This window comes from Leucobacter sp. Ag1 (assembly GCF_000980875.1).
In the GTDB taxonomy this organism is placed as follows: Bacteria; Actinomycetota; Actinomycetes; order Actinomycetales; family Microbacteriaceae; genus Leucobacter; species Leucobacter iarius.
In genome coordinates this window covers 12267-24019 of record NZ_LAYO01000087.1, presented here as the reverse complement: position 1 = coordinate 24019, position 11753 = coordinate 12267, and the positions used below count along the sequence as shown (strand labels likewise).

The 11753-nt window shown below is 66.3% G+C and carries 11 protein-coding genes; 5 read left to right on the top strand and 6 right to left on the bottom strand.

Annotated elements, in window-relative coordinates:
- Positions 1–44: 44 nt before the first annotated feature.
- From rsmG to rpmH, 6 genes are read right to left on the bottom strand one after another with little or no spacing between them, the layout of a single operon-like run.
- Positions 45–734: a 16S rRNA (guanine(527)-N(7))-methyltransferase RsmG gene (gene rsmG / locus XM48_RS06360; RefSeq protein WP_046455000.1), complete on the bottom strand. Its 690-nt coding sequence runs from the start codon at positions 732–734 to the stop codon at positions 45–47.
- A 28-nt stretch (positions 735–762) separates the two neighbouring features.
- Positions 763–1263 (bottom strand): R3H domain-containing nucleic acid-binding protein, encoded by a 501-nt coding sequence (locus XM48_RS06355; RefSeq protein WP_046454965.1) that lies wholly within the window; start codon positions 1261–1263, stop codon positions 763–765.
- A 13-nt stretch (positions 1264–1276) separates the two neighbouring features.
- Positions 1277–2224, bottom strand: coding sequence for a membrane protein insertase YidC (yidC, locus tag XM48_RS06350; RefSeq protein ID WP_046454964.1), 948 nt, complete (start codon positions 2222–2224; stop codon positions 1277–1279).
- 6 nt (positions 2225–2230) lie between these two features.
- Positions 2231–2539: a membrane protein insertion efficiency factor YidD gene (yidD, locus tag XM48_RS06345; protein ID WP_369699853.1), complete on the bottom strand. Its 309-nt coding sequence runs from the start codon at positions 2537–2539 to the stop codon at positions 2231–2233.
- Positions 2539–2946, bottom strand: a complete 408-nt coding sequence (gene rnpA / locus XM48_RS06340) for a ribonuclease P protein component (protein WP_046454963.1) — start codon at positions 2944–2946, stop codon at positions 2539–2541. Before rnpA ends, yidD begins: the two co-directional genes overlap by 1 nt.
- 23 nt (positions 2947–2969) lie before the next feature.
- Positions 2970–3107 carry a 50S ribosomal protein L34 gene (rpmH, locus tag XM48_RS06335; protein WP_010155609.1) on the bottom strand — a complete coding sequence of 46 codons (138 nt, stop codon included), beginning with the start codon at positions 3105–3107 and terminating at the stop codon, positions 2970–2972.
- A gap of 462 nt (positions 3108–3569) precedes the next feature.
- Here rpmH and dnaA point away from each other — a divergent pair, with 462 nt between their 5' ends.
- The 5 genes from dnaA (at position 3570) to gyrB (ending at position 11752) form a co-directional block, all read left to right on the top strand.
- Complete coding sequence (dnaA, locus tag XM48_RS06330; RefSeq protein ID WP_369699852.1) at positions 3570–4964, top strand: chromosomal replication initiator protein DnaA; 1395 nt, start codon at positions 3570–3572, stop codon at positions 4962–4964.
- Positions 4965–5560: 596 nt separating this feature from the next.
- Positions 5561–6703 carry a DNA polymerase III subunit beta gene (gene dnaN, locus XM48_RS06325; protein ID WP_046454962.1) on the top strand — a complete coding sequence of 381 codons (1143 nt, stop codon included), beginning with the start codon at positions 5561–5563 and terminating at the stop codon, positions 6701–6703.
- 9 nt (positions 6704–6712) lie between these two features.
- Positions 6713–7939, top strand: coding sequence for a DNA replication/repair protein RecF (gene recF / locus XM48_RS06320; RefSeq protein ID WP_046454961.1), 1227 nt, complete (start codon positions 6713–6715; stop codon positions 7937–7939).
- Positions 7940–8085: 146 nt separating this feature from the next.
- Entirely contained in the window at positions 8086–8427 is a 342-nt protein-coding gene (locus XM48_RS18450) for a DUF721 domain-containing protein (RefSeq protein WP_255350837.1), read from the top strand.
- Between the two features lie 1327 nt (positions 8428–9754).
- The gene (gene gyrB / locus XM48_RS06310) at positions 9755–11752 is read left to right on the top strand and encodes a DNA topoisomerase (ATP-hydrolyzing) subunit B (RefSeq protein ID WP_046454960.1); all 1998 of its coding nucleotides are present in this window, start codon (positions 9755–9757) and stop codon (positions 11750–11752) included.
- The last annotated feature ends 1 nt before the right edge of the window (position 11753 follow it).

Here is an 11753-nt window from a genome sequence, read left to right as displayed (position 1 = left end):
CATCCTCGTGCGTCATCGAATCGTCGGCGGAGGAGCCGGCCCGCTCACTCCGCCCGCGAGCCACGTTCTACTGTAGCCCGGAAGACCCGGGTCGTTTCGGCGAGCAAGCCCGTGCCGAGCTCCTCGACCGAGACACCGGTCACGCGGTGCTTGCGCAGCACCTTCTCGGCGGCCCGGATCTCGGCCTCGACCGAGGTGCCCTTGAGGAACAGCATCTCGCCGCCGTCGCGCAGCAGGGGAGCGGTGATCGGCACGAGGGTGCGCAGCGCCGTGACCGCGCGAGCCGTGACCTGGTCGACCTCGAACGCGTCGTGGTACTCCTCGGCACGGCCGCGCCGGACCTCGACATTCTCGAGCCCGAGCCGTTCGATCTGCTCGGACAGCCACGCGCAGCGGCGCTCCATGGGTTCGATCAGCAGGAACCGCGCGTCGGGCCGGACGATCGCGAGCACGAGCCCGGGCATCCCGCCGCCGGTGCCGATATCGGCCACGCGCGCACCGGAGGTGATGAGCGGCGCCAGGATCGCGCTGTTGAGCACGTGCCGGGTCCAGAGACGCGGGGGTTCGAGGGGCCCGATGAGTCCGAGCGGCTCACCGCGCTCCGCGAGATCCGCGGTGAAAGCGCGCAGCACATCGATCCGGTCGCCCGCGATCTGCGCGGCCGATGCCGGTTCCGACTCGACGGGAGCGGCCTGCTCGGCCTCGACGGACTCGGGAGCGTCGACCGGATCGATCGGAGTGCCGCGTTTCACGTGAAACCCCTTATGCCTGCGAGATGACGAGACGGCGGTCGCGGCCCTCGCCCCGCGACTCCGAGTGGTAGCCGCGCTCGGCGACGATGTCGTGCACGAGCTTGCGCTCGTACGACGACATCGGCTCGAGCTCGACCTCGGTGCGGCCGGCGGCGAGCTGCGCCACCGCCGCATCGACGAGGCGTCCGAGCTCGGCCGCGCGTGCGTCCCGCGAGCCGCCGATGTCGAGGATGAGCCGCGAGAAGCGACCGGTGCCGCCCTGCACCGCGAGGCGGGTCAGGTCCTGGAGCGCCTGCACGGTGTCGGGCATCGCGAGGCGGTCGAGGTCCTCACCGCCACCCGTCACCGAGACGTAGGCGCGACCGCTCGCGACCGAGATGTCGAGATCCCCGTCGAGGTCCGCGATGTCGAGGAAACCCTCGATGTAGTCCGCGGCGAGATCGCCCTCCGCCTCGAGCTCCTCGAGGGTGGGGTCTTCATTCGTCACCACGGCGCCGTTGCTTTCGGTCATGATCCGCTCCTGCCTACTTCTTCTTCTTGGCGCGCTTGGCGCTCATCGGCTGCTGACGCTGACCCTGGGCCTCGCCGGTACCCTCGATGCGATCGATCTCGGCGGCCTCCTCCTCGGTCAGCTTGCCCTTGGCCTTCAGTCGGGCCTGGCGCTGGCGCCACGCCTCGCTGCCGGGGGTCGGCATGTTCTTGATGACGATGTACTGCTGGCCCATGGTCCACAGGTTCGAGGTGAACCAGTAGATGTTGAGCGCGAGCGGGAAGGTCACGCCCGAGAAGATGAAGGCGAAGGGGATGATGTAGAGCAGGATCCGCTGCTGACGGTACATCGGCGAGTTCTTCGTCTCGTCCGAGACGTTCTTCGACATGATCTGCAGCTGGGTGAAGAACTGCGAGGCGATCATGAGGATCATGATGGCGCCGAGCAGGATGATGATGACCCAGTTCTGCTCGGCCCAGCCCTGCGTGAAGGTCATCTTCAGCGGAGCACCGAAAAGCTCAGCCGCGTTGAAGTTGTGCGTCAGCTCCTGGTTCATGAAGCCGATGCCCGTCTTGTTCTCGGCCGCGTGGCGCAGCACGTAGAACAGCGAGAAGAAGACCGGCATCTGGATCAGGATCGGCAGGCAGGAGGAGAACGGGTTGGTCCCGTGCTTCTTGTAGAGGGCCATCGTCTCGCGGCTCATGGCCTCGCGAGAGAACTGATCCGTCTTGCCCTTGTACTTCGCCTGGATCTTCTTCATCTCGGGGGCGAGATCCATCATGCGGCGCTGCGACTTGATCTGCCGGACCGTGATCGGGATCAGCGCCGAGCGCACCACGAGCACGAGGCCGATGATCGAGAGCACCCAGGTCAGGCCGGACGCCGGGTTCAGCCCGAAGAAGGTGAAGATCTGGTGCCAGACCGCCAGCACCAGCTCGACGAGCCAGCGCAGCGGCCAGAGCAGTGTTTCGATGAAGTCCACTGGGATTCAGGCCTTTCGGTACGTGGGGCGGACGAATCCGCTGGAGTTCGTGACGAATCGAGGACGCCGCTTCGGCGGGACGTCGTCGATCCCCCCGGGGGTGAAGGGATTGCACCGCAGGAGGCGCCAGACGGTGAGCGCGACGCCGGTGACGAAGCCGCGCTGTTGGAACGCTTCCAGAGCGTACCGGGAACAGCTGGGGTGATACCGGCACACCTGCCCGTAGAGCGGGGAGATGAGCCGGCGGTAGACCCGCATCACGGTGATCGCCGCGTTGCGGGGGAGCAGCCAGAGCTCGAGGACCGGAGCGGGGATCACGGTCGGCTTCCCGGTGCAGGGGCCGGATCCTGCTGCCCATCGCGCTCGGCGAGCATCCGCTCCACCTTGCCCAGGGCCCGGGTCACGTCGCGCTCCAGCCCCTCGAATCCGGCTTCTGCGCTGGCCGGCAGGGCGCGGAACACGATGTCCGCTCCCGCGAATCCGGCGTGCAGCCCCCGTTCGACGAGGAACTTCATGCGACGCCGGACGAGGTTCCTGGTGACCGCGTTGCCGACCGCCTTGGAGATGATGAAGCCGAACCGGGCAGGCTGATCCGGAGCGTCGGCCTCGCGCACATGCAAAACCGCGTGGGCGATGCATGTTGCACCACCCACGCGGTTTCCGGTTCGCACGATGCGCCGGTAGTCGTCACCCCGGGTGACGCGATGCTGCCGCGCGGGCACGATCGAACCGGGATGCGTGTGGACTAGGCCGTGAGCTTCGAGCGGCCCTTGCCGCGGCGCGCTGCGACGATGGCGCGGCCGGCGCGGGTACGCATGCGGGCGCGGAAGCCGTGCACCTTGGCGCGGCGGCGGTTGTTGGGCTGGAAGGTACGCTTGCTCATAAGAAGACTCCGTGACTTTTGGCAGTGCTCTCCGCCGCTCTCGGCGACGAAGAAGTTCGGACTCGATGGGGCGCGCGGCACCCGCGGAGAACGCTTCGCGAGCTCCGCAGCGCACACTGGCGCCCATACAAGGTGTTAACTTTACGCGCACTCGGGCCCACAGTCAAAGCGATCCTCCCAGAACACGCGCGAACGCGCGACACGGGGGCCCCAAACCGCGCGGTTTCCACGACTCCGCCGGTTCGACTTGCCTGTGGACAGATCTGTGACTAACGTGGGCGCAGGTGTTCTCCCGGGCGGATCAATCTGACAGAATCTCGCCGTTTTTCCGCCCTTCTGCTTGTGGATAATCTGGGGATAACACCCAGCACAGACTCACAACTTTTCGGACGGATCCCAGTGACAGAGGACGAGGTACAGGGGGTTTGGGCGCAGATCACCCGCGCGGTGGCTGACGACCCGATGGTGGCCCGCTCCCTGATCGGCCAGCTCGGCCTCGCGGTACCCCGCGGGGTCGGCGCGGGATCGCTGTACCTCGCGGTCCAGTACGACTTCACCCAGCGCCTGCTCGATCACGAGCTGCGGCCGGCCATCATGTCGGCGATCGCGAAGACCCCGGACGCCACGGGAATCGAGAACTTCATCGTGCTCGTCGATCCGACCCTGCAGGTCGATCACAGCGTCGGCACGGCGGAGCAGGAGACCGAAGCGGATCAGTCCGTCGATGCGGGTGCCCCCGTTGACGAGCAGCCTCCCGCAGCCGCTCCGGCCGAACCGGTCCGGCCCCTCCACGAGCCCTCGCCCCGCCACGGGCGGCGCGAGATCGAGGACAGCCGGCTGAACGAGAAGTACCGCTTTGACACCTTCGTCATCGGCCAGTCGAACCGTTTCGCCCACGCCGCATCCGTCGCCGTCGCCGAAGCTCCGGCTCGCGCCTACAATCCGCTCTTCATCTACGGCGACTCCGGCCTGGGCAAGACCCACCTGCTCCACGCGATCGGGCACTACACCCGAGAGCTGTTCCCCGACGTCCGCGTGCGCTACGTCAGCTCCGAGGACTTCACCAACGACTTCATCAACTCGATCGCCAACAACGAGGGCGCGGCGTTCCACCAGCGCTACCGCAGCGTCGATCTGCTGCTCGTCGACGACATCCAGTTCCTCGAGGGCAAGGCCGAGACCCAGGAAGCCTTCTTCCACACCTTCAACACGCTGCACGATCACAACAAGCAGGTCGTGATCACCAGCGATGTGCAGCCCAAGCAGCTCCGCGGCTTCGAGGAGCGCATGCTCTCGCGCTTCGAGTGGGGCCTGCTCACCGATATCCAGGTGCCCGACCTCGAGACCCGCATCGCGATCCTGCGCAAGAAGGCGCAGCGCGAGCAGCTCGTGATCGAGGACGAGATCCTCGAGTTCATCGCGACCAAGTTCTCCTCGAACATCCGAGAGCTCGAGGGCACCCTGATCCGAGTGACCGCGTTCGCGAGCCTCAACCAGCAGCGCATCGACATGAGCCTCGTGCAGACGGTGCTGAAGGATCTGATCTCGCTCGACGACGACAACGAAGTGCAGCCGTCGGACATCATCAACCGCACCGCGGACTACTTCGATCTGTCGGTCGACGACCTCTACGGGCAGTCCCGCGCGCAGCAGATCGCGCTCGCCCGCCAGATCGCGATGTACCTCTGCCGCGAGCTCACTCCGCTCTCCCTCCCCAAGATCGGTCAGCTCTTCGGCGGTCGCGATCACACCACGGTGATGTACGCGCACAAGAAGATCGCCCAGCTGCTCAAGGAGCGCCGCGCGGTCTACAACCAGGTCATGGAGATCACCGCCCGCGTGAAGCAGGCGCGCTGACCCGCGTCCCCTCCTCCGGTGCCGCGGGTGCTCTTCGGCGGCCCGGGAGGTGCTCCGCGCACGGCGCCGTCCGCCCGCGAAGCGCGCCCGCGGGCAAGCCGAGCTCGGTTCTCCCCAACCCTTTCCCCACTAGGCGTTAACGCCTCGATCCGGTCGAGTTATCCACAGTTTTCCACTGAGCTGTGGGTAACTGGGGAGAACTCGGGCGAGTCTGTGCATGGATCCGGGTCGCCTGTGGAATGCCGGGAGTGTTAACACTTCGGCGTGATTCCGCGGAACCCCATCGATCCACGTCCCACTCACAAGTCACAACCGTGTAGTTTGCTTACAGGGCTTGGCGGAGGCCGAGTTATCCACAGCATCCACAGGCGTTAACACCGTTAACAGTTCCATCTCTCTTACAGGGGATCTCGATCACGCGTTCCGCTCGGAGGCCCGGCCGGAGCCGGAAAACTGTTCACCGGAGCGACAACGGCACCGTTCCGCGGTTCCCGGCTGGGGAATGACAGGATCCGTGATGCTCACCGGACCCGAGTGTGCAAGGATTGTCAGGCCCGGAACTTGGCATTCGTCCCACCATCACGAGGAGTGGCTTCATGCGTTTCACCGTCAACCGTGACGTGTTCAGCGAGGCCGTCTCGTTCGCAGCGAAGCTGCTCCCGCAGCGGCCGACGCAGCCGCTGCTCAGCGGTGTGCTCCTCGAAGCCTCCGGTGACGCGGTGACGCTGTCCTCCTTCGACTACGAGGTCTCCTCGCGCACCTCGGTCACCGCCCAGGTAGCCGACGCCGGCCGCGCGCTCGTCTCGGGCCGTCTGCTGGGCGAGATCGCGCAGCGCCTTCCGCACGCCGACGTCGAGGTTTCGCTCGTCGAGAGCCGCGTGCAGGTGCGATGCGGCTCGGCCTCGTTCAGCCTCCCGGCCATGCCGGTCGAGGAGTACCCGCAGATCCCGAAGATCGATTCGGTCTCGGGCATCGTTCCGGCGGACGTCTTCGCCGAGGCCATCGCACAGGTGTCCCTCGCGGCCTCGAAGGACGATGTCACTCCGGTGATCACCGGCGTGCAGTTCGAGATCAGCGAGAACGCCCTCACGCTTACCGCGACCGACCGTTACCGAGTGGCGACCCGTCGCATCGACTGGGAGGCGCAGGACGGCTCGGGCGACCTGACGGCGCTGGTGCCCTCGAAGGTCGTCACCGAGGTCGGGAAGACCTTCTCGAACGCTGGCCAGGTGCAGGTCTCGATCATCAAGGACGGCGAGCGCGAGCTCGTGGCGTTCACCGGTGGGAACAAGACGGTGACCTCGCTGCTGATCAAGGGCAACTACCCGCCCGTCGGCCGACTTTTCCCTGATGGCATCGATAATTACGCGGTGATCAACACCAGTGACCTGGTCGAGGCCGTCGGTCGTGTCGGCCTGGTTCTCGAGCGGGAGGCCGCCCTGCGATTCTCCTTCGTCGAGGGGCAGGTCACCCTGGAGGCCGCAGGCTCGGAGACCGCGCAGGCGGTCGAGGTGGTCGACGCGCACCTCGTCGGCGACGAGATGATCGTCTCGCTCAAGCCGCAGTTCCTGCTCGACGGCCTACGTTCCACCCACGCGGAGTTCGCTCGCGTCGGCTTCACCCGCACCGACAACCCGGGCAAGCCGGGCCCGGTGCTCATCACGAGCCAGCGCAGCAAGGACGACGCCGACGAGCAGAGCTTCCGCTACCTGCTGCAGCCGAACCTGCTGCTCCGCTAAGGAGGGCCGATGCGGGTCGCGCATCTGTCTCTCGCCGATTTTCGCAACTACGCGACGGCGGAGGTGCCGTTCGCTGCCGGACCCAACCTGCTGGTCGGACGCAACGGGCAGGGCAAGACTAACCTCGCCGAAGCGATCGCCTATTTCGCGACCCTGAAGTCACATCGGGTGACCGGCGATGCCGCGCTGATTCGGGCAGGCCAGGAGTCTGCGATTCTTCGCATGCGTGTCGAATCGGGTGGCCGCGATGTGCTGCTCGAAGCACAGATCAATCGGGACCGCCCGAATCGGGCGCAGGTGAACCGGAACGCGGTTCGTCCGCGCGAGCTGACCCGGTGGTTCTCCACCGTACTGTTCGCTCCCGAAGACCTCGGAATCGTTCGTGGAGATCCCTCAGGACGCCGCCGCTTTCTCGACGAAGCGGTCGTGGCCCGGTCTCCTGCGCTGTCGGGAACGCTTTCCGACTACGAACGCGTGGTCAGGCAGCGCACTTCGCTGTTGAAATCTGCCAGAAGGGGCGCGCGAAGTGCCGTCGAGGCGACCCTGGACGTGTGGGATGCGCAGCTGGTGGATCACGGGTCCCGGATCATGGTGGCGCGACACGAGTTGCTCCGAGCTCTCGAGGAGCCACTTCGCGCTGGATATGAGACCCTGGTCGATCAGGATCACGGACCGAGATTGTCCCTCGCGGAGACCGTCGCAGCGGCTTGTGAGCGGGAGAGCGTTTCACGTGAAACAGAATCAGCGGAAGTTCCGACTCTAGGGGAGGGGAATGTTTCACGTGAAACCGAAGCCGAGCGACCTCGCGGCGACGTTTCACGTGAAACGGTTGCGGCCGAGTTTCGGAGGGCTCTTCAGGTTGTTCGGGCGCAGGAATTCGAACGCGGCGTGACCTTGGTCGGCCCGCACCGGGACGATCTCGTGCTGGAGCTGAATGGCCTCCCGGTGAAGGGCTACGCGAGCCACGGAGAATCCTGGTCATTCGCCCTTGCGCTTCGCCTGGGGATGGCAGTGCTGCTGCGCGGGGAGTCCGCGGGCGGCGATCCGGTCATTCTGCTGGACGATGTCTTCGCGGAGCTCGATACTCGGCGGCGGTCGAAGCTGATGTCTGCAGTCCAGAGCTTCGAGCAGGTCATTGTGACGGCCGCGGTGGAAGAAGATATCCCCGAGGGAATCGCTTGGCATCGCATCGGCGTCGAGCGAGGCACGGTCTCGGTCGGGAGCGCTGAGCAGTGAAGCCTGAGCATTCCGACTTCGCCAGCAGCGCGTATCTGCGGGCGAAGTCGGTATGGAAAGGGGTTCCGTATCGGCGCCGTCGACTCGGCTCGGACTCGACCGAGGGGGAGGGTCGCGCGCCGTTCGGAGCCGGGCGTGATCCGAGAATGCTCGGTGACATTCTCGCGAAGGCTGCGACGGACATGGGATGGAGTGCGGACCTCGAGCAGGCTCGTGTGATCACGGAGTGGGCCGAGTTCGTCGGGCAGCCGACTTCGGATCACACCGAGGTCGTCGGGGTTCGCGACGGGGTGCTGCTCCTGCAGTGCGACTCGACCGCGTGGGCAACCGAGCTCCGTCGGCTGAGGTCCGAGATTCTCACTCGGCTGCTGCGTGAGTTCCCGGACTCCGAGATTCGCGATCTTCGCTTCCTCGCACCGGGTGCACCCAGCTGGCGGCACGGCCCCAGGACGGTTCAGGGGCGCGGACCGAGGGATACGTACGGGTAGGACGAGCGGAGAATCGCTCTGACGCAAGTATTCTTGATCCGAAGTCGTCGGTTTACGTATCTCATCTGGGATTTAGTCTCCGCGGCAGAGTGCTGAGGCGACCCGCTTTTCGAGCTCGTTTCACGTGAAACGCGATCACGGTGTCCGGTTCGGTTCCTTCTGGAGATTGCGGGCATGCGCTCGGTTCCCTGGGCCGGATGAGCCGGTGCGGCGAGCGGTCGGAGGTCTGGATGAGGAGATGAGGGCGAGCTCGCGACTCCGTGTCTCCTGATGCGGCTGATGAGACCTCGCCACTCGAACGGGAGTTGCAGAGAGCTTGATGAGTGGGAGCCCCGGTGACTGTGGTGGCATCCGTGCTCGACGCGACAGGGGAGTCCGGGGGACCTGGCTCGCTCGGCGCGGGGGCGATCTGGTCGCACCTGCCGGAACGACTGGAGTGGCCGATCCGCGCCGCTCGGCGCAATGGGAGTTGAATTGGGTCTTCTCCCCGGCGCGGCAGGAGTTCCGTCCGCTTCTCGCCGCCTCGCCGGGCCCTCCTCTCGCGTAGCCCCTCTCCGGGCCACGCGGATGCTGGCCGGCGGGATGCGAATGCGTCGCCCGTCGGGTCCCGGCAACCCGGCCTTCGCGTATCGAAGAGATGAGTCCCCGTTCCCGTGGGGAATCGGGATCGATCGGATTCTGTCTCAGATCGTGCCGCGCCCGGCCGCGGTGTTCGATCGCGACGTCGGCGCTCCGGTCGGTTCGTGCTGGGGGAGGAGAACGTCGCGGGTGCGAGCTGTTCGGCGCCGGTGGAGATTCGTCCCCGCGGACCGCCGCGGCCCGTGGAAGCTGTGCGAGGAAGGGGAGCGGCCGGGCCGGGGTGGGAGGAGCGCGCGGGCCAGCGGGAAGCGCGGACTGGCGAGGGTGGCCCGGGCGGATCTCACTGGGCTGGCACGGAGCCGGTTCGGAAGCCCGGGTGTCGGTGAGCCAGACCGAGCCGTACTGCCCGGATCGTGCCGCCCGGGTGATCCTGGCTCGACGAACGGTCATGACCGAGTGAATTCGGTGGTTCGCATGCGGGAGCCGCCTGGCGGATCGAGCTCGTGGTGATCCGATCAGGGAGCCCGCTGGGGGCCGGTTCGAGAACGTGACGCGACGCAGGGTCTGGCACCGGGCGGAACCGGCCGAGAAGCAGCCCATTTCGGAGGGGGAACGATCCCACCCGGAATCCTCGCCCCAAAGGCCCGAAATCACGGTTCTGAGCGCCTCGAATTGATAGGCTGGGGTGTGAACGTGTCCGGGCCGGAAATCCGGCCTGAGGCGATCTTTGGAGAGTGTGACTCACAGCATGACTGATGAACAGGCTACGGCCGCGGAAGACTACGGTGCCGGAGCGATCCAGGTGCTCGAGGGCCTCGAGGCGGTACGCAAGCGCCCGGGTATGTACATCGGATCCACCGGGCCTCGCGGTCTGCACCACCTGGTGTACGAGATCGTCGACAACTCGGTCGATGAGGCGCTCGCCGGGTACTGCGATGCCATCGACGTGACGATCCTCGAGGACGGCGGCGTCCGCGTCATCGACAACGGCCGCGGTATCCCCGTCGATCCGCACTCGTCGGACCCGAGCAAGTCGACCGTCGAGGTCGTGCTGACCGTGCTGCACGCCGGCGGCAAGTTCGGCGGCGGCGGTTACGCCGTCTCGGGTGGCCTGCACGGCGTCGGCTCATCCGTCGTGAACGCGCTCTCGTCGCGCTTCGAGGTCGAGGTCAAGCGTCAGGGTTTCACGTGGAACATGGCGTTCGACGGCAGCGTGCCGACCGGACCGCTGGTGCAGGGGGAGCCGTCGGAAGAGACCGGCACCACCATCACCTTCTGGCCCAGCGCCGAGATCTTCGAGACCGTCGAGTTCGACTACCAGACGCTGCGCACCCGCTTCCAGCAGATGGCGTTCCTCAACAAGGGCCTCAAGATCATGCTCACCGACCTGCGCCCGCAGGAGCCGGTCGAGAACGAGGACGGCGAGCTCGTCGCGCCGGCTCCGCCGCATGACGAGTTCCTGTACGAGAAGGGCATCGAGGACTACGTCCACTACCTGAACTCGGCCAAGCGCGCGGAGCTCGTGAACGAGGAGATCATCTCGTTCGAGCTCGAGGACACCGAGCGTAAGATCTCGGCCGAGGTCGCGATGCAGTGGACCACGGCCTACACCGAGAGCGTCCACACCTACGCGAACACCATCAACACCCACGAGGGCGGCACGCACGAGGAGGGCTTCCGTGCGGCGCTGACGACCCTCGTCAACCGCTACGCACGAGAGAAGAACATTCTTCGCGAGAAGGACGACAACCTCTCGGGCGACGACGTTCGCGAGGGTCTGACCGCCGTCATCTCGGTCAAGCTGGGGGAGCCCCAGTTCGAGGGCCAGACCAAGACCAAGCTCGGCAACACCGAGGCGAAGGCGTTCGTGCAGAAGGTCGTCGGCGATCAGCTCGGCGACTGGTTCGAGCGCAACCCTGGCCCGGCGAAGGACATCATCCGCAAGGCGATCCAGGCCGCGACCGCGCGCCTCGCCGCACGCAAGGCGCGTGAGACCGCGCGCCGCAAGGGACTGCTCGAGTCCGGCGGCATGCCCGGCAAGCTGTCGGACTGCACCAGCAAGGACCCGGTGATCTCCGAGATCTTCATCGTCGAGGGCGACTCGGCCGGCGGTTCGGCCAAGACCGGCCGCAATCCGCACACGCAGGCGATCCTCCCGCTCCGCGGCAAGATCCTCAACGTGGAGAAGGCCCGCCTCGACCGCGCGCTGAACAACACCGAGGTCCAGGCGATGATCACTGCGTTCGGCGCGGGCATCGGCGAGGAGTTCGATCCCGAGAAGGCGCGCTACCACAAGATCGTGCTCATGGCCGATGCCGACGTCGACGGCCAGCACATCACGACGCTGCTGCTGACGCTGCTGTTCCGCTACATGCGGCCGCTCATCGATCTCGGCTACGTCTACCTCGCGCAGCCCCCGCTGTACCGCATCAAGTGGGCGAACGCCGAGCACGAGTACGTGTTCAGCGACGCCGAGCGCGACGAGCGCCTCACCGCCGGATCCCAGGCCGGCCGCCGCCTCGTGAAGGAGAGCGGCGTGCAGCGCTACAAGGGTCTCGGCGAGATGAACCACGAAGAGCTGTGGGAGACCACCATGAACCCGGAGACCCGCACCCTGCTGCAGGTCACCATGGACGATGCGGCGACCGCCGACGAGATCTTCGCCACCCTGATGGGCGAGGACGTCGAAGCGCGCCGCAGCTTCATCCAGCAGAACGCGAAGGACGTGCGTTTCCTTGACATCTGAG

Bases quoted from the DNA above. Each gene is read 5' to 3' on its own strand.
- XM48_RS06355 (WP_046454965.1), bottom strand. From the start codon at position 1,263: ATGACCGAAAGCAACGGCGCCGTGGTGACGAATGAAGACCCCACCCTC.
- rpmH (WP_010155609.1), bottom strand. From the start codon at position 3,107: ATGAGCAAGCGTACCTTCCAGCCCAACAACCGCCGCCGCGCCAAGGTG.
- dnaA (WP_369699852.1), top strand. From the start codon at position 3,570: ATGGTGGCCCGCTCCCTGATCGGCCAGCTCGGCCTCGCGGTACCCCGC.
- dnaN (WP_046454962.1), top strand. From the start codon at position 5,561: ATGCGTTTCACCGTCAACCGTGACGTGTTCAGCGAGGCCGTCTCGTTC.
- recF (WP_046454961.1), top strand. From the start codon at position 6,713: ATGCGGGTCGCGCATCTGTCTCTCGCCGATTTTCGCAACTACGCGACG.
- XM48_RS18450 (WP_255350837.1), top strand. From the start codon at position 8,086: ATGCTCGGTGACATTCTCGCGAAGGCTGCGACGGACATGGGATGGAGT.
- gyrB (WP_046454960.1), top strand. From the start codon at position 9,755: ATGACTGATGAACAGGCTACGGCCGCGGAAGACTACGGTGCCGGAGCG.